The organism is Pseudomonas sp. GL-B-26 (assembly GCF_019947405.1).
In the GTDB taxonomy this organism is placed as follows: Bacteria; Pseudomonadota; Gammaproteobacteria; order Pseudomonadales; family Pseudomonadaceae; genus Aquipseudomonas.
In genome coordinates, this window is the sequence record NZ_JAGYGJ010000076.1 from 1 (window position 1) to 17329 (window position 17329).

Annotated in this window: 19 protein-coding genes; 12 read left to right on the plus strand and 7 right to left on the minus strand. The window is 61.2% G+C overall.

Annotated features, from left to right (window positions below; translation table 11 throughout):
* Nucleotides 1-74 precede the first annotated feature (74 nt).
* Both KGB23_RS29165 and KGB23_RS29170 read right to left on the minus strand, forming a co-directional pair.
* Nucleotides 75-389 carry an NIPSNAP family protein gene (locus KGB23_RS29165; protein WP_046055817.1) on the minus strand — a complete coding sequence of 105 codons (315 nt, stop codon included), beginning with the start codon at nt 387-389 and terminating at the stop codon, nt 75-77.
* A 13-nt stretch (nt 390-402) separates the two neighbouring features.
* The gene (locus tag KGB23_RS29170; protein ID WP_223433574.1) at nt 403-1569 is read right to left on the minus strand and encodes an iron-containing alcohol dehydrogenase; all 1167 of its coding nucleotides are present in this window, start codon (nt 1567-1569) and stop codon (nt 403-405) included.
* A gap of 383 nt (nt 1570-1952) precedes the next feature.
* Between KGB23_RS29170 and KGB23_RS29175 the strand changes: the two genes are divergently transcribed.
* From KGB23_RS29175 to KGB23_RS29190, 4 genes are all read left to right on the plus strand, one after another.
* Nucleotides 1953-2741 (plus strand): SDR family oxidoreductase, encoded by a 789-nt coding sequence (locus KGB23_RS29175; RefSeq protein ID WP_223433575.1) that lies wholly within the window; start codon nt 1953-1955, stop codon nt 2739-2741.
* A gap of 339 nt (nt 2742-3080) precedes the next feature.
* Nucleotides 3081-4394, plus strand: coding sequence for an MFS transporter (locus KGB23_RS29180; RefSeq protein WP_223433576.1), 1314 nt, complete (start codon nt 3081-3083; stop codon nt 4392-4394).
* A 16-nt stretch (nt 4395-4410) separates the two neighbouring features.
* A complete protein-coding gene (locus tag KGB23_RS29185; RefSeq protein WP_223433577.1) occupies nt 4411-5526 on the plus strand; it encodes an NAD(P)/FAD-dependent oxidoreductase in 1116 nt (371 codons plus the stop codon).
* A 229-nt stretch (nt 5527-5755) separates the two neighbouring features.
* Complete coding sequence (locus KGB23_RS29190; protein WP_095131710.1) at nt 5756-6352, plus strand: DinB family protein; 597 nt, start codon at nt 5756-5758, stop codon at nt 6350-6352.
* Here KGB23_RS29190 and KGB23_RS29195 read toward each other — a convergent pair.
* A complete protein-coding gene (locus tag KGB23_RS29195) occupies nt 6273-7193 on the minus strand; it encodes a LysR substrate-binding domain-containing protein (RefSeq protein WP_223433578.1) in 921 nt (306 codons plus the stop codon). The genes KGB23_RS29190 and KGB23_RS29195 overlap by 80 nt on opposite strands.
* An 89-nt stretch (nt 7194-7282) precedes the next feature.
* Entirely contained in the window at nt 7283-8182 is a 900-nt protein-coding gene (locus KGB23_RS29200; protein ID WP_223433579.1) for a LysR substrate-binding domain-containing protein, read from the minus strand.
* A gap of 118 nt (nt 8183-8300) precedes the next feature.
* On the opposite strand from KGB23_RS29200, the gene KGB23_RS29205 reads away from it, so the two are divergent.
* From KGB23_RS29205 to KGB23_RS29215, 3 genes are read left to right on the plus strand one after another with little or no spacing between them, the layout of a single operon-like run.
* Complete coding sequence (locus KGB23_RS29205) at nt 8301-9317, plus strand: aldo/keto reductase (protein ID WP_223433580.1); 1017 nt, start codon at nt 8301-8303, stop codon at nt 9315-9317.
* Nucleotides 9318-9319: 2 nt separating this feature from the next.
* Entirely contained in the window at nt 9320-10117 is a 798-nt protein-coding gene (locus KGB23_RS29210) for an SDR family NAD(P)-dependent oxidoreductase (protein ID WP_223433581.1), read from the plus strand.
* 27 nt (nt 10118-10144) lie between these two features.
* Complete coding sequence (locus KGB23_RS29215) at nt 10145-10555, plus strand: SRPBCC family protein (protein ID WP_150656099.1); 411 nt, start codon at nt 10145-10147, stop codon at nt 10553-10555.
* 41 nt (nt 10556-10596) lie between these two features.
* Here KGB23_RS29215 and KGB23_RS29220 read toward each other — a convergent pair whose 3' ends face one another.
* Together KGB23_RS29220 and KGB23_RS29225 are read right to left on the minus strand one after the other, a co-directional pair.
* Nucleotides 10597-11898 carry a sensor histidine kinase gene (locus tag KGB23_RS29220; RefSeq protein WP_223433582.1) on the minus strand — a complete coding sequence of 434 codons (1302 nt, stop codon included), beginning with the start codon at nt 11896-11898 and terminating at the stop codon, nt 10597-10599.
* Nucleotides 11895-12635, minus strand: a complete 741-nt coding sequence (locus tag KGB23_RS29225; RefSeq protein WP_033060285.1) for a response regulator — start codon at nt 12633-12635, stop codon at nt 11895-11897. Before KGB23_RS29225 ends, KGB23_RS29220 begins: the two co-directional genes overlap by 4 nt.
* Nucleotides 12636-12940: 305 nt before the next feature.
* Between KGB23_RS29225 and KGB23_RS29230 the strand changes: the two genes are divergently transcribed.
* The 3 genes from KGB23_RS29230 to KGB23_RS29240 all read left to right on the plus strand — a co-directional run bounded on the left by KGB23_RS29230 (nt 12941) and on the right by KGB23_RS29240 (nt 14912).
* Nucleotides 12941-13204, plus strand: a complete 264-nt coding sequence (locus tag KGB23_RS29230; protein WP_223433583.1) for a DUF2790 domain-containing protein — start codon at nt 12941-12943, stop codon at nt 13202-13204.
* 48 nt (nt 13205-13252) lie between these two features.
* A complete protein-coding gene (locus KGB23_RS29235; protein ID WP_223433584.1) occupies nt 13253-13465 on the plus strand; it encodes a hypothetical protein in 213 nt (70 codons plus the stop codon).
* A 235-nt stretch (nt 13466-13700) separates the two neighbouring features.
* Entirely contained in the window at nt 13701-14912 is a 1212-nt protein-coding gene (locus KGB23_RS29240) for a cytochrome c biogenesis protein DipZ (RefSeq protein WP_223433585.1), read from the plus strand.
* Nucleotides 14913-14921: 9 nt separating this feature from the next.
* On the opposite strand, the gene KGB23_RS29245 is transcribed toward KGB23_RS29240, so the two are convergent.
* Complete coding sequence (locus tag KGB23_RS29245) at nt 14922-15914, minus strand: AraC family transcriptional regulator (protein ID WP_223433586.1); 993 nt, start codon at nt 15912-15914, stop codon at nt 14922-14924.
* 194 nt (nt 15915-16108) lie between these two features.
* On the opposite strand from KGB23_RS29245, the gene KGB23_RS29250 reads away from it, so the two are divergent.
* Together KGB23_RS29250 and KGB23_RS29255 are read left to right on the plus strand one after the other, a co-directional pair.
* Nucleotides 16109-16378, plus strand: a complete 270-nt coding sequence (locus KGB23_RS29250) for a DUF4242 domain-containing protein (RefSeq protein WP_223433587.1) — start codon at nt 16109-16111, stop codon at nt 16376-16378.
* 38 nt (nt 16379-16416) lie between these two features.
* Entirely contained in the window at nt 16417-17229 is an 813-nt protein-coding gene (locus KGB23_RS29255) for a class I SAM-dependent methyltransferase (protein WP_223433588.1), read from the plus strand.
* Nucleotides 17230-17329: the final 100 nt, after the last annotated feature.

Genomic DNA, 17329 nt, shown 5'->3' on the forward strand with positions numbered 1-17329 from the left:
CGAAGGCGGTGTATCAGTCGCCATTGATGTGGCTGACACACCGCCTTCGCGAGCAAGCCCGCTCCCACAGGGGATTATTTGATGGGGGAGAAATCCGCGGCGATCAGCAGTTTCGATTCCATCTTTTCCAGCATCGGGAACGCCTTCGGCACGAAGCCTTCAAGCCAGTCCGGATCCTGATACAGCGCCGCCCGTTTCTTGATCCGGTCATCGAGGCTCTCGTAGGCCCAGATGTGGATGACCTGATTCAGCTCGCCGATTTCGGTGTACCACCAGCCCACCAGCGTGGTGTAGCGGGAGATCACCGGCAGGCCGGTTTCTTCGAAGTGCTTGAGATAGGTCTGCATTTTTCCGATTTGAATCGTGTAGGTGCGCATTTCGTAAAACATGGGAGTCGTCTCTTTAGGAATGAATGCCGTGCCAGGCGTTGCTGATGATTCGTTCGATGTCGGCGGCGGTGGTCAGACGCGGATTGACCAGCACGTTGCCGCTGCGCATCGAGTCGCTGACCATTTGCGGCATGTAGTCTAGGTCCACGCCCAGGTCCTTGATGTTGTCGGGAATGCCGATGGCCTTGTTCAGTGCCACCACGTGCTCCACCACTTTGTGCCCGGCGCGGGCAACGCTCAGACCGTCAACGTTCTCACCCATGGCCATGGCGATTTCACGAAACAGTTCCGGGCAGGCCGCCAGGTTGTATTCGATGACGTAGGGCAGCAGCGTCGCGTTGGCGATGCCGTGGGGAATGTTGAATACGCCGCCGAAGGTGTGGGAGATCGCGTGCACGTTGCCCAGTTTCGATTGAGCGAACGCGACGCCAGCGAGGAACGAACCGAGCAGCATCTGTTCCCGGGCGTGCAGGTCGGAGCCGCTGAAAAATGCTTTTGGCAGGTGGGTGCAGATCATCTTGATCGCTTGCAGTGCCAGGGCCTGGCTGACCGGGTTGGCCTGCTTCGATACGTAGGATTCGATGGCGTGGGTCAACGCATCCATGCCCGTGGCAGCGGTGATCGACGGCGGCAGTTTGAGCGTCAGTTCGGCGTCGAGAATCGCCAGTTTCGGAAACAGCGCCGGGCTGATGATCACGGTCTTGAACAGGGTTTTGGTGTTGGTGAAGACCGTGGAGGCGGTGCATTCGCTGCCGGTGCCGGAGGTGGTCGGAATGGCAAAGATCGGCAGAGGCGGGTGCAGCAGCTTGTCGTAGCCTTCGTAGTCGAGGATGTTGCCAGGGTTGGTGGCCATGGCCGCCACACCCTTGGCAGTGTCGATGCTGCTGCCGCCCCCGACGCCGATCACCGAATCGCAGTCGTGGTTTTTCAGGAATGCCACGGCGCGTTCCAGCACGTCGGTGGTGGGATTGGGTTCGACGCCGGAGAACACTTCGTAGTGAATGTCACTGTCGGCCAACGATGCGAAAAAACCTTCCATCACGCCCGAGGCCATCAAGCCTTCATCGGTGACCACCAGCAGTTTTTTTCGAACATGCGGCTTGAGCAGCGCACCGGCCTGACGCACCAGGCCGTTACCGCTTTTCAGGGTCGTGGGGAAATAAAACTGGAACGGGTTCATGTGTGTCTCCGGTTCTTATTGGTCTGGAGACAGTAATAAGCGTGGGAGGCGGCTGATAATGAAAAGGTCTGATCTGGGGATCACTGTTTGTCATCACTTGTCGGAAGGGGTGTGCCGGCTACAAGATCCACCCCTCACCCCAGCCCTCTCCCCACAGGGGAGAGGGGAAAGGGAGCCGATTTTTGTTGTTTTCATAGCCTGAGTTCGACTCGATATTTCAGGTCGATGTAATTCGAAAGAACAACTCGGTCAGTCCCCTCTACCTCCGGGAGAGGGCTAGGGTGAGGGCTGGTTCCGAAGGCTGATGCAAAGTCCAGAAACACCACGACTTCACTCTAAACGCACACAGTCTTCCTCAACTCACAACCAACAGGAGCACCATCATGGATTTGGCTATTTCGGGCCGCTGGGCCATCGTCTGCGCCGCCAGCAAGGGGCTGGGTCTGGCCTGTGCGCGAGCCTTGGCGAAGGAGGGCGTCAACCTGGTGATCAACGCCCGTGGCAACGAAACCTTGCAGGCCGCCGCCGACGAGTTGCGCCAACTGGCACCGAGCATCGAAGTGCGCACGGTGGCCGGGGATATCAGCACGCCTGCGGTGCGCGAGCAGGTATTGGCGGCGTGTCCGCAGGTGGACATCCTGATCAATAACGCTGGCGGCCCGCCGCCGGGTGACTTCCGTGACTGGCAGCGCGAAGACTGGTTGAAAGCGCTGGATGCCAACATGCTCACGCCCATCGAACTGATCAAGGCCTGCGTCGATGGCATGGCCGAGCGCGGGTTCGGGCGCATCGTCAACATCACGTCTGGCGCGGTGAAGGCGCCGATCGATGTGCTGGGCCTGTCCAACGGTGCCCGCAGCGGGCTGACCGGTTTCATCGCCGGGCTCGCGCGCCAGTCGCGGCTGGCCGGGCACAACGTGACCATCAACAATCTGCTGCCAGGCCCATTCGAGACCGAGCGCTTGCACAAAACCCTTAGTGCCGCCGCCGAAGCCAACAGCACCACGGTCGAGAGCATCAGCGAGCAGCGGCGCAAGCACATTCCGGCCCAGCGTTTCGGCCAACCCGACGAGTTCGGCGCCTATTGCGCATTCATCTGCAGCGCCCACGCCGGTTTCCTCACCGGGCAAAACCTGTTGCTGGACGGCGGCAGTTATCCCGGTACGTTCTGATCTTTTGGGGGGATGACATTCGGTGATCCCCCAATCAGATCCCCTCATTATTCAGCTGTCGGGGGCGTGATTAGAGTGGGACCGCTTGCCTAACGCCAGCCAGCCAAAATGCAAAACCTGTAGGCGCGAACTGTGGCGAGGGGATTTATCCCCGTTGGGTCGCGAAGCGGCCCCGTGTCCGTTCAGACGGACCGGTTTGTCCGGATTGACGACTGCTTCGCAGCCGAGCGGGGATAAATCCCCTCGCCACAGTTCGCTCCCACAGGGGATTGCAGCATTCAGAACCATGGCTGACTGGTGTTGGGCCGCTTGCATCCACAACAATAAAGAGCGCCCCTCATGAACAATCCGAGTGCCGAAACCCTACGGCTGACCGCCGCGTCTGCAACCGAGCGCCCGACCAGCGTGCGCTGGCGGATCTTCCTCATCATGTTGCTGCTGACCGCGATCAACTACATTGACCGCGCCTCGCTGTCGGTGGCCTTGCCGCTGATTTCCAGTGAGTTCCAGATTCCGCCAGCGCTGGAAGGCTTGATGCTCAGCGCGTTTTTCTGGTCCTACGCGTTGATGCAGATACCCGGCGGCATGCTGCTGGATCGTTTTCAGACCCGCCGTGTGATCGTCATCGCGACCGTCGCCTGGGGCGCCTTTCAAGCCCTGGCCGCCGGCGCGCACAACTGGATCACGTTGTTGATCACCCGCATGGGCCTGGGCATTGCCGAGTCGCCGATCATGCCGGCCGGGGCCAAGCTCAACGGTGCCTGGCTGACCCCTAACGAACGTGGGCGCGGCGCGGTGTTGGTCGACGGCGGGGCACCGCTGGGCAGTGCCTTCGGCGCGATCATCATTGCCGGCCTGATCGGCTGGTTCGACTCCTGGCGCATCGCCTTCGTGATTGCCGGCATCGGCACCATGCTTGCCGGCGTGCTGGCCTGGAAATACATCCGCAACCATCCCAGCGAACACCCTGGGGTGAATGCTGCGGAACTGGCGCACATCACCGAGGGCAATATCAAAGTCAGCCAACCCGGCGCAGTGACCAGCATCGCATTCAAGGAGTTGCTCAAGGATCGCTCGGTATTGGCCATGTTCGCTGGTTATTGCTGCATCCTCAGCGTGTTCTACGGACTGCTGACCTGGATGCCGAGCTACCTGCACCAGACCCACGGCCTGAACATTTCGAGCATGGGCGGGGCGACGTTCCTGATCTTCATGTGCGGTTTCGTCGGCGAGCTGGTCGGCGGTTATCTGGGGGATAAATGGAAGTCCAGCGGCGCCTCGCCGAATTTGGTGATGCGCAGCATGTTCAGCGGCTCGGCGCTGGTGGCGGCCCTGTGCATGCTGGCGGTGGCGTATGCGAGTGAGGCCAGCAAAGCGATCGGCTTGCTCTGCGTGGCGATGTTTTTCATTCGCTGGTGCGGCATGTACTGGTGCATTCCGTCGATTCTCGGCGGCACTTCGAAAACCGGCGTGCTGGCCGGCACCATGAACTTCTGCGGGAACATGGCCGGGGTGATCGTGCCGATCCTGATCGGGCTGATCGTGCAGTTCACCGGGTCGTATTTCCTGGTGCTGATCTTCTTCGTGGTCATGGCCATGCTGCTGGCGATATTCTCCAGCCTGATCGATTATCGGGAACGAGGGCTGGCGTGAAAGGAGCGGAGGGCAGGTGAGCGTCGATATCGAATGCGTGGTGGTCGGGGCCGGAGTGGTCGGGCTGGCGGTCGCCAGAGCCCTGGCCCGCAGCGGGCGGGAAGTGATCCTGGTCGAGGCGGGCGAGGGCATTGGCGTGGGCATCAGCTCGCGCAACTCGGAAGTGATCCACGCCGGCATTTACTACCATAGCGGCAGCCTCAAGGCGCAATTGTGCGTAGAGGGCAAACAACGCCTTTACGCCTTTTGCGATGAGCGCGGCGTCGATTACCAGCGCCTGGGCAAGCTGATCGTGGCTACGGATGACGGTCAGTGCGCGGCCTTGCGGAAGTTGCTGGAGCAGGGCCGGCATAATGGCGTCGATGACTTGCAATGGCTGGACGCCGAACAGGCGCGGGAACTTGAACCGGCAGTGTCCTGCGTCGCTGCGCTCTGGTCGCCGTCTACCGGGATTGTCGATTCCCATGCCCTGATGCTGGCGCTTCAGGCGGATGCCGAGGCCAGCGGCACGTCGCTGGTTTTTCATACGCCGCTGGCGTCGGCCCGTTGCACCGAGCAAGGTTTCGAACTGCAGATGGGCGGCGCCCAACCGATGACCTTGAGCTGCTGCGAGTTGATCAATTGCGCCGGATTGTTTGCGCCTGAGGTGGCGAGCCGGATTGAAGGCTTGCCGTCGCAACACATTCCCGAGGCACGATTGTGCAAGGGCAGCTATTTCAGTTTCAGCGGCCGGGCGCCGTTCCGGCATTTGGTGTATCCGGCACCGGAGAGCGCGGGGCTGGGCGTGCACATGACGCTGGATCTGGGCGGTCAGGCGCGCTTCGGGCCGGACGTCGAATGGGTCGATCAGGTCGATTATCGTGTGGATCCACGCCGAGCCGATGGCTTCTACGAGGCGATTCGGCGCTACTGGCCGGCGTTGCCCGATAACAGCCTGCAACCGGCCTACAGCGGCATTCGCCCGAAAATCACCGGGCCGACCGAGCCGGCGGCCGACTTTGTCATCAATGGTCCGGCCGAGCATGGTGTGCCGGGGCTGGTGAACCTGTTCGGAATCGAATCACCGGGGTTGACCAGTTGCCTGGCTCTGGCCGATCGGGTGGTGGACCAACTGACTCCGCATTCTTTGTAGCAGCTGGCGAAGCCTGCGTTCGGCTGCGAAGCAGTCGTGAATTCAGGCGCTGCGGTCTATCAGGTAAACCGCGTGCGCAGGTTTTACGACGGCTTCGCCGCCGAACGCAGCCTCGCGTTGCTCGACAGCTGCTACACAGGTCGTGAAGTGACCGGTAATCAGCGTTTGCAATGCCGCTCGCCCTGAGGGCTATGCTTGGCAGTGCGCCCATCACAATGGGAGACCTCCGATGATTAACGTACGCACTGCCCGCATGCTTGCCGATTACAAACGCTGGGCCAATCAACGCCTCTTTGACAGCCTGGCCGCACTGCCGCCGGGTGAGGTCAATAAAGAGCGCGTGTCGGTGTTCAAGAACATGATCGGCACCCTGAACCACATCTACGTGGTGGACTGCATCTGGCGGGCCCACCTCGAAGGCCGAGGGCACGGCTTTAAAACTTCACATGATCTGCTGCATCCCGACCTCGCTGAGTTGCGCCTGGCGCAAAAGGACATCGATCACTGGTACTGCGACTGGAGCGAACGGCAGACCGATGCCTCGCTGGATAAACCCGTCGAGTTCAGCTTTGTCTCGGGGGAAAGCGGCATCATGAGCGCCGGCGCGATACTGATGCATGTGGTCAATCACGCCAGTTATCACCGCGGCTGGGTGATCCAGATGTATTTCGAGATCCCGGTCATGCCGCCGGTCACTGACTTGCCGGTGTACCTGCGTGAGACCGACCCCGCATCTTTCCAATCGATTAGTGCCCCGGCAGCGGCGCCGACATGTGTTGGGAAATTCGCGAGCGCAACCAACGTTCTGCCGGATCGTTATCGTTGACCCCGTTCCAGACCATGGACAGTTCGGACAGCACGATGTCAAACGGCGGGTCGTCGGCCCGCAGTTGGCTGCTGCCTTCGATCAGCGCGCACGCCGCGTAGTCCGGCACCGTGGCGAGCATGTCGGTGCCGGCCAGCAAGGCGCGCAGGCCGGCGAATTGCGGCACCGCCAGCACCACCCGACGCGAGCGGCCGATGCGCGCGAGGTCGTTGTCGATGGCGCCGGTCAAATCCCCGGAAAACGACACCAGCGCGTGCGGACGTTCGCAGTATTCATCCAGGGTCAGGGTGCCGGGACGATTGTCGCCGCGCAGGATCTTGACGCTTAGGTCACGCAACTTCTTGCGCTTGGCGTTGGCCGGCAGTTCCGTGGTGTAGCTGATCCCGACGGAAATCTCCCCGGTGGAGAGCATCGACGACATCAGCAGGAAATTCACCCGACGCACCACCACCACGACGTTCTGCGCCTCTTCGCGTATTTGCTTGAGCAGCGGCGGAAACAGGCCGAACTCGGCGTCGTCGGACAGGCCGATGCGAAACACGTCGCGGCTGGTGGACGGGTCGAAATCCTTGGCCCGGCTGACCGCGCCGGAGATGGTGTCCATCGCCGGCTGCAACTCCTTGAGGATCGCCAGGGCCCGCTGGGTCGGCTCCAGCACGCGACCGTTACGCACCAGCAGCGGGTCGTCGAACAGGTCGCGCAACTTGGCCAGTGAGGCACTGACGGCGGGCTGGCCGAGAAACAGCTTCTCCCCGGCCCGGGTCAGGTTCTTTTCGAACATCAGGGTTTCGAAAATCACCAGCAGGTTCATGTCGACGCGGCGCAGGTCGTTGCGGTTCATGCGGGCTTCTCGCTGGGTTTCGGGATCTTTTCAGTAAAGCACCAAACCCCAGTGAGCAAATAAACGACGATGTTCGATCGTTCCCACGATCATGTGGTCGGGCCCGGTTCCGTCAGCACTTTCCTGAACGTTTCCACCAGCGGTCGCAAATTGATCCGGTGCCAAGCGGCCCACAGCGGTGTGGTGAAGGAAATCCACGGGACTTCCCGCAGCACCACGCCGGGCGGTGCGTTGCGGCTCAGGCCTTTCTGAATCATTGCGATGCCCAACCCCGATGCCACCAATCCCAACGCGGTAAACGGTTCAGTGGCTTCCATACGAATGTCCGGGGTGAAACCGGCGCGGATGCAGGCGCTGACGAAGTCGTTGCGGCTGGCGGCGTCCTGGCGGGGTTGCACGCCGATCCATTCCTGATCGGCCAGGTCTGCCGGGGTCAGGGTTGGGTTGTGCGCCAAAGGATGATGTTCGGGCAGGGCCAGCAGCATCGGATCGTCCAGCACCTGAAAACCCAGCAGGTCCGGGTCTTCGGCGACGGGCGGTTCGCTGACCAGCGCGATATCCAGACTACGCTGACGCAGGCCTTCGAGTTGTTCGGCGGAATTGAGGTTGTACAGCGCGACGTGCACGTTCGGCCGGTCGACCCGCAGCACCCGCAAGGCATTGGGCAGGACGCCGGCGTGCATGGCGTTTTCGATGTAGCCGATGCACAAGCCGCCTTCTTCGCCACGACCGAGGCGCTTGCCCAGGGATTCCAGGCGATTGGCGTGGGTCAGCAGGGCACGGGTTTCGGCCAGGAAAGTCTGGCCATCGCGGGTCAGGCGAATGCGTTGCTGGCTGCGTTCAAACAGGGTCAGCCCCAGGCGTTCTTCGAGCTGGGCGATCTGCCGGCTAAGCGGCGACTGGGAAATGTGCAGGCGTTCGGCGGCGCGACCGACGTGTTCTTCTTCGGCGACGGCGACGAAGTAGCGCAATTGGCGGATGTCGATCATGTCAGACCTATAGGGACTCAAGTGCTGCGCATTATGTCTTGGACGGTCCGATCCTCGCAATCTAGGATCTGCTCAACGGTCACCTCTGATGACCCCTGACACTCAAGAGGAAAAACCCATGAGCTTGAAAGACAAATTGCCTGGCACCCTCGGTTTTGGCACCGCCCCATTGGGCAACATGTTCCGCGCCATTCCTGAAGAAGAGGCGATGGCCACCGTGCACGCCGCCTGGGATGCCGGCGTGCGTTACTTCGACACCGCGCCGTTTTACGGTTCGGGCCTGTCGGAAATTCGTCTGGGCGCCGCGCTGGCCCAGTACAACCGCGAGGACTATGTGCTGAGCAGCAAAGTCGGCCGGGTCATTCTCGATGAAGTTGAAGATGCGGCGGCCCGTGACTTGGGCGAAAAAAGTGGAGTGTTCGAACACGGTCGCCCGAACAAGATCGTCAACGACTACAGCGCCGACGCCACGATGCGCTCCATCGAAGACAGCCTCAAGCGCCTGCAAACCGATCGTCTGGACATCGTCTGGGTGCATGACATCGCCCAGGACTTCTACGGCGATCAATGGCTGGAATACTTCAACCAGGCCCGCACCGGTGCCTTCAAAGTGCTGACCCGCTTGCGCGAAGAAGGCGTGATCAAGGGCTGGGGCCTGGGCGTGAACAAGGTTGAACCGTGCGAACTGACTCTGGATCTGACTGAAGCCCAGCCGGACGGTTTTCTGCTGGCCGGTCGCTACACGCTGCTCGACCACGATCGTGCCTTGCAACGTCTGATGGATGCTGCGCTGGCGCAGAACGTCGAGATCGTGGTCGGCGGTCCTTACAGCTCGGGCATTCTGGCCGGTGGCACACACTTCGAGTACCAGAAAGCCAGCCTGGCGATCATCAACAAAGTCGAGCAGATCAAACGCATCGCTGCCGCACATGGTGTCGACATCAAGGCGGCTGCGTTGCAGTTCTCCCTGGCTAACCCGGCCGTGGCGGCGGTGATTCCGGGGTCCAGCCGTCCGGACCGGATTGCTGAAGACGTTGCGGCGATGTCGGCCGTCATTCCCGCCGCTTTCTGGCAGGCGATGCGCGACGCGAAACTGGTGTCCGAACGTGCGCCATTGCCGATTATTGGAGGTTGAGCATGAAAATCGATCTGACTGGAAAACTCGCCATTGTCAGCGGTAGCACCGCCGGTATTGGCCTGGGCATCAGTAAGGCGCTGGCCGAATCCGGCGCCACGGTGGTGGTGATCGGCCGCGAGGCGGCCAAGGTCGAACAAGCGCTGGCGAGCATTCGCCAGAGCGTGCCGGACGCGCAGTTGCGTGGCCTGACCGCAGACCTCGGCACCGCCGAAGGCGCCGAGTTGTTGTTCGCCGCCGAACCACGGGCGGACATCCTGGTGAACAACCTCGGGATCTTCAACGACGTGGATTTCTTCGACGCACCGGACAGCGAGTGGACGCGTTTTTATGAGGTCAACGTGATCTCCGGCGTGCGCCTGTCACGCCATTACGTGCCGGACATGGTCAAGCAGGGCTGGGGCCGGGTGATTTTCCTGTCCTCGGAATCCGGGGTCGCAACACCGGCCGACATGATCAATTACGGCGTGACCAAAAGCGCCAACCTGGCGGTGTCTCATGGTCTGGCCAAGCGGCTGGCGGGCACCGGGGTGACGGTCAACGCCATCCTGCCCGGCCCGACCTTTACCGACGGCCTGGAGCAGATGCTCAAGGACGCCACCGCCGAATCCGGCCGCAGTGCGCGGGAAGAAGCCGACGCCTTCGTGCGCAAGGCCCGGCCGAGTTCGATCATCCAGCGCGTGGCGGATGTCGAGGAAGTCGCGAATCTGGTGGCTTATATCGCTTCGCCGCTGTCTTCGGCCACTACTGGCGCGGCGTTGCGGGTCGACGGCGGCGTCGTCGACAGCATGGCAATCTGAACCTTATTGATTGAGAGAGAACATTTCATGGCTACAGCATCAGCATTCATCGACATCCCGGCGACCGCCGACCAGGTTTGGCAATTGATTGGCGGCTTTAACTCGCTGCCGGACTGGCTGCCGTTTATTCCCAAAAGCGAGCTGAGTGAAGGCGGTCGGGTGCGTAGCTTGCAAACGGCGGATGGGGCGGTGGTGGTTGAGCGGTTGGAGGCGTTTGATAACGCCGGGAAGACTTACAGTTATTCGATTTTGCAGGCGCCATTTCCGGCTACTGACTATCTGGCGACTATCAGTGTTGAAGCGCAGGGGCAGGGCACGCGAGTGACGTGGTCTGGGCGGTTTGCACCTGTCGGTGTGAGTGACGAGGAAGTGGTGGCGCTGTTTACCGGTATCTACCAGGGTGGCCTGGAGGCCTTGCGCGCCAACTACCCGGCTTGATCCTGTACTGATCGTTCCCACGCAGAGTGGGAGCGATCATGCTACTGAGCCGGTAATTTGAGCTCCGCGCACAACCCACCTCCCTCACGATTACTCAACGTCAACGATCCCCCGATCGCCAACGCCAACTGCTGTGCAATCGCCAACCCCAACCCTGTCCCGCCGGTACTGCGGTTACGCGAATTCTCCACGCGATAAAACGGTTCCATCACCTGAGCCAATTCCTCCTCGGCAATCCCCGGACCACGGTCCATCACTTTCACCGACAAACTGCCGTCAGCCTTCGCTTCCACCCACAATTCGGCGGCGCCAGCGAACTTCAGCGCGTTGTCCGTCAGGTTCACCAGCACCCGCCGCAAGGCGTGCGGCCGGGTGTTGATCACCGCGTCACTTTTACCGCCCAGCTGCACGTCTTTGCCCATGTCCTGATAGTCGAACACCAGGCTGTCGAGGAACGAATCCAGATTGGTGCGGCGACTTTCCTCGGTGGCGCCATGCACGCTGCGGGCATAGGCCACGCCTTCGCGCACCAGGTGTTCTATCTCGCCAAGGTCATTCCAGAGTTTGTCCTTCTCGGCGGAGTCGTCCATGAATTCGGCACGCAGTTTCATGCGGGTAATCGGGGTTTGCAGGTCGTGGGAAATCGCCGCCAGCAGTTGCATGCGCTCCTTGAGGTAAGCGGCGATGCGCGCCTGCATCGAATTGAAGGCCATGGCGGCATGGGCGACTTCGGTCGGGCCTTTTTCGTCGAGGTGCACCGCGTGGGTGTTGGGGTCCAGGGTCTCGACGGCTTGGGCGAGGCGGGTGAGAGGGCGGATGGCGATTCTCACGGCCAGCCAGGTGCAGATGAGCATCAGTGCCAGTTGCCCGAGCAACACGATGGGTAACCACGGCGACAACGGCACCATCGAGGGGCGCACGTCGATGGTCACCGGGCTGCCGTCCGCCAGTTTCAGGTGGACCTGAAAATGTTTTTCCGGCCCGGGGATGTCGGTCACCGTCATCGGGTAATCCTTGCCGATGGCCTCTTTGATCGACGTCATCGCTATGGGCGAATCGCTCATGGGCATGCCCGGCGAGCCTTCGTTCAACAAATAGCGGTAGTTGCGTCGATCCAGCTGTTGCAGCCAGCTCATGCGTTCTTCGGCCGGCAAGCGGTCGAGGATGGCGATGGAGGTCGAGACGTCGGTTTCCAGATTGCCCAGCATGGTGTTCTTCGTGCTTTCGTAGCGCTCGTAGTATTGCGCGCCGAAAGACAGCGCCTGCGCGAGAATCAAGCCGATCAGGAAGATCAGCGACAGCCGCGAGGCGAGGGTGCGAGGCCAGCGCATCGAGAGGTTCATGAGGGCGCCCCGAGGACTTCCACCGGCAGGGAAAACACATAGCCTTCGCTGCGCACGGTCTTGATGTAGGCCGGTTCGCGGGCATCGTCCAGCAAGCGCTGGCGCAAGCGGCTGACCAGCAAGTCGATGGAGCGGTCGAACAGGTCGGCATCGCGGCCTTGGGTCAGGTTCAGCAATTGATCGCGATTGAGCACCCGCTGCGGGTGATCGAGGAATACCCGCAGCAACCGATATTCCGCACCACTGAGCGCGACCATCGTGCCGTCTTCATCGAGCAAGTGCCGGGCCGAGGTGTCCAGGCGCCAGCGCCCGAAGGCCAGCAAACGACCGCTTTCGGTGACCACCAGGTTGGGTGGCAGCATCCGCGTGCGGCGCAGCACGGCGTTGATGCGGGCGAGCAGTTCACGGGCAGCGAACGGCTTGACCAGGTAGTCGTCGGCGCCCATTTCCAGGCCGATGATGCGGTCGGTTTCATCGTTGCGCGCGGTGAGCATCAGCACCGGCGTGGCCTTGTGTTTGCCGGCGCGCAACTCACGGCACAGCATCAGGCCATCGTCGCCCGGCATCATGATGTCGAGCACGATCAGGTCCACCGGCGTGGATTCCAGGAACGTGCGCATTTGCCGTCCATCCGCCACGACGGTGGTGCGCAGACCGTTTTTCTTGAGGTAGTTGCCTACCAGTTCCCGGATCTCGCGGTCATCGTCCACGATGAGAATGTGATCGACGTGTTCCATTTGGCCAGGCCTCTGTAGGTGGGGGATGTAGCGCAGTCTATCGAGCCTTGGCCCGCTCGCCCGCAGTCCTTTGTATTGCAGTGTATCTGGCCTGTCGGCGGATACACGTGGACGCAAAAACACTCATTTTCAGGGCTTTTGTATCGCTCTGTATCCCGAGCCGGTTTTGATACGTACCGATTTACACGCGCCTGTTCCCGACACAGTCGGGATACCTCGCGGGCTTCTAATAGGTTCCATCGAGGCAAACCAAACCGCCTCGGCCCAATCAACGATTGCCCTATTGAAGCCTTGAGGAAACCACCATGAACACCAAAGCCGTCTACGCCGCTTGCCTGTTTGCCGCCCTGAACATCTGCACCTTGTCGGCCCGCGCCGAAGCCGATGTCTCCGCTAAAACCTACACCTACGGCTCGCACCTGGACATCAAGAAAGTGCTGTCGCTGAAACAGGACGCCTCGACTTCCTGTGGGGTTGTGGATGCCCAGCTGACGTACCTGGACTCCCATAACAAAACCCAGGTTCTGGACTATCGCAAATTTGCTGATGGCTGCAACTCAGACAACTGAGTGCTGCGCTGACCCATTGTCCATCCCAATTGAAACAGGAAGAACATCATGAACAACGTCACCCGCTTTTTGACTGCCATTGCCTTCTCCGCGGCTGGCGCCGCTGCCCATGCCAACGCGGCTGTTGAACAGAAAAGCTGTGGCAGCGCGACTTGCTTCCAGCTGACGCCGGTGGGGGAGAAGGGTGGGAGCGCTTTTCTGGCAGAGGAGGGTTCGGGCCGTACGCCGCAGGGGCAGTTGCTGGATACCCAGACTGCTTGAGGGTGTCAGTGGAATCGACCCCTCACCCCAGCCCTCTCCCCACGGGGGAGAGGGGGAAAGGGGGCAGATCTCCATGCTTTTCAAAATCTGAGTTCGACTCGTAAGCGCAGGTCGCAGAATTTCTACCAAACCACTCAATCAACCCCCTCGCCCCTTTGGGGCGGTCCGACGTTTCGGGAGGGTTAGGGTGAGGGGTGGATTTTGAATCCTAACCACCATTTTCAAGGTGACAACCATGTTTCTCATCGCTTTCCTGGGCGGCATATTGACCGTCCTCAGCCCCTGCATCCTCCCGGTCGTGCCGTTCCTGTTCGCCGGTGTTAAACGCACACGTTCCTCGATCCTGCTCACCCTCAGCGGCATGGTCCTGACCTTCGCCCTGATCTCAAGCCTGGCCGTGGTCAGCAGCGAGTGGGTGGTGCAAGCCAACAACACCGGCCGACATGTGGCCCTGATCGTGATGGTGCTGTTCGCCCTGTCGCTGATTTCCGCCCGTGTCGGTGACTGGCTGGCCCGTCCTTTCGTGGCGCTGGGCAACCGCCTCGATCCGGACACCCGCAAAATGTCCGGTCCGCTGGGTTCGGTCATGATCGGCGTTGCCACCGGTCTGCTCTGGGCACCGTGTGCTGGGCCGATTCTCGGGGTCATCCTCACGGGCGCCATGCTTCAAGGCGCAAACGCTCAAACCAGCCTGTTACTGGTGGCGTACGGCCTGGGCAGCGCATTGTCCCTGGGCACCTTGATCTTCGCCGGTCGCGGCCTGGTCAATCGCTTGAAAACGTCGATCCCGGTCACCGGTTGGCTGCGTCGTGGTACGGGTGTTGCGGTGCTGGCGGCGGCGGTGGTGATTTCGACCGGTGCCGACAAAACACTGCTGGCCGGCACCTCGTCCGAAGGCGTGACGACGGTTGAGCAACGCGTGCTGGAAACCGTACCGAAAGTCGTCGATTACTTCGTCAGCAAGGTCAAGGCGGACTCGTCCATGGACAACGCCCAAGGCCCCATGCCGTCGCTGTCCGGTGCGGTCGAATGGCTCAACTCGCCGGCGCTGAGCAACGACTCGCTGAAAGGCAAAGTGGTGCTGGTGGACTTCTGGACCTACGACTGCATCAACTGCCAGCACACCTTGCCCTACGTGAAGGATTGGGCGAAGAAATACGAGAAGGATGGCCTGGTGGTGATCGGTGTCCACACCCCTGAATACGGTTTTGAACGCATCATCGACAACGTCAAGGATCAGGTGAAGAAGCTCGGTATCACCTACCCGGTGGCCATCGACAACAACTACGCGATCTGGCGCAATTTCGACAACCAGTACTGGCCGGCTCACTACCTGATCGACGCCAAGGGCCAGGTGCGTTACACCCACTTTGGTGAAGGCAGCTACGAGACTCAGGAGAAAGTGATTCAGCAGTTGCTGGAAGAGGCCAAAGCACCCGCCGCGTAAACCTTCAAATCAATGGCTCACAGGCTGCGCGCCGTGGGCCATTGGTTTTTTCTCCTGACTGCGCCGCCACGCCGCGGGTGGCGCTCCATACTCTCGACGAAACGCCCGACTGAACGCCGTGTCAGTCTGGTAGCCCACCTCTTCGGCAATCCGCATCAATGAGCTGTTACTGCTGCGTAACAGGTTGGCTGCCAGCAACATGCGCCATTGCGTCAGGTACTGCATCGGCGAACTCCCCACCAACTGCTGAAAGCGCTCAGCCAACACCGACCTTGAAGTGCCGGCAGTGCGCGCCAGCTCATCCAGCGTCCAGGTGTGGCACGGTTTTTTGTGCAACGCGTTGAGGGCGGCGCCGACAATCCGGTCGCTCACACCCGCCAGCCAACCGGTGCGACCTTCGCCTTGTTCGTGCATGTACAGGCGCAGCACCTCGATGAACAACACCTCGGCCAGTTTCGCCAGCACACCTTCACCGCCGGGGCGGGGCGAGCGCGCTTCGGCCAGCGCATATCGGACCGACGATTCCAGCCAGATACCGGCATTCGAGCCGCGCACATTGACTCGCACCACCGCCGGTAACCCGGTCAGCAACATGCCGGCCAGACGGGTATCGCACGCCAGATAGCCGCACACCAACCGTGTTACCGCGCCGCCACCGCCATAGCTCAGTTGCCGTGGACGGCGCGCCAGCACCACGTCCAGCCGCGCACCGGTGGCGGGCGCGAGCCCCGGTTTAGAGCTCATGCGGTGGGCATCTCCCTGAGGGAAAACCACCACATCACCGGCCGTCAGCAGGAGTGGGGGATCATCACCCAGTTCGACATAACACTCGCCTTCGGTGATCAAGTGGAAGATCACCACGCGTTCGGCGCCGGGCTCCAGAAATGGCGCCGCCGTGTCGGCGCTCGGCGACTGGTAGCACCAGGGGGCCGTGAACCTGGCATTGATGAAAATCGCGCCGACCAGGCGTACGACGCGCAACGTCTGGGACAGGGCGTCCATGGTGGTTTTCCCGTGTGGGCGGGCAGCTTTGGGTGGTGAGCTTGATTGTGAGCCTGTCGCGCCAGAGCGTGAAATCTCCGGACGATCGGACAGGGTTGGCCGACGATCGGGCAGGACGCCAGCGTTGCCCGGCGCGATAGTTGGCACAGAGGGTCTGCCGACCCTGTCATCAATAACAAGAATGAGAGGTTGCCATGCCTAAGTTCGTTATAGAACGCGAGATTCCGGGTGCTGGAACACTGTCAGAAAGGGATTTGAAAGCGATCTCGCAAAAGTCCTGCAAGGTCCTGCGCGATCTGCCAGAGGTGCAGTGGCTTCAGAGTTACGTCACCGGTGACAAGCTCTACTGCGTGTACATCGCGCCGAACGCAGAGCTCATCCGGGAACACGCCAGGGTGGGTGGTTTCCCTGCCAACAGCGTTTCCCAGGTCATGAACATCATCGATCCCACGACGGCCGAATAAGCCGGGCCTGCATTCCAACCCGCAACGGAGCGGAATTCATGAGTACACCCATTGATCTTACTGCCTTGAAAAACCGTCAGATGGCCTCTTGGGCCAGTGGCGACTATGCCGTGATAGGCACCACCTTGCAGATTGTCGGCGAGCAACTCGCCGAAGCCTGCGACCTGCTTTGCGATGAACGCGTGCTCGACGTGGCCGCCGGCAACGGTAACGCGACGCTCGCTGCCGCGCGCCGTGGTTGCCAGGTCACCTCTACCGACTACGTGGCCGCGCTGCTGGAACGCGGCGAAGACCGGGCCAGGGCAGAACGCCTGGAAGTGACGTTTCAAGTGGCTGACGCTGAAGCCTTGCCGTTCGAGGATGCCAGCTTCGATGCCGTGCTTTCGACCTTCGGTGTGATGTTTACGCCGGACCAACCCAAGGCCGCCGCGGAGCTGGCGCGGGTCTGTCGCCCCGGAGGGCGGATCGGCCTGGCCAACTGGACGCCCGAAGGGTTTGTCGGCCAGATGTTCAAGACCCTCGGCCGCCACCTGCCGCCACCGCCGGGCGCTCAACCGCCTTCGCAGTGGGGCACCGAAGCCTGGCTGCACACGCAGTTCGACGAAAGTGACTTTCTGCTCCAGGTGACGCGCAAGACCTTCAACTTCCGTTACCGCTCGGCCGCGCATTTCATCGATACGTTCCGCACCTGGTACGGCCCGGTCCACAAGGCATTCGCAGCGCTGCCTCCTGAAGGCGCCCAAGCGCTGGAAAACGACCTGACCGAACTGATCAACCGCATGAACAGAGCGGGAGAGAAATCGCTGGTGGTGCCGAGTGAATACCTTGAGGTGGTGATCACCCGGCGTTGACCTGGACGAGTTGCATGACAATGCAAAACCCCTGTGGGAGCGGGCTTGCTCGCGAAGGCGGAGTGTCAGTCGACAATGATGTTGCCTGACACTCCGCCTT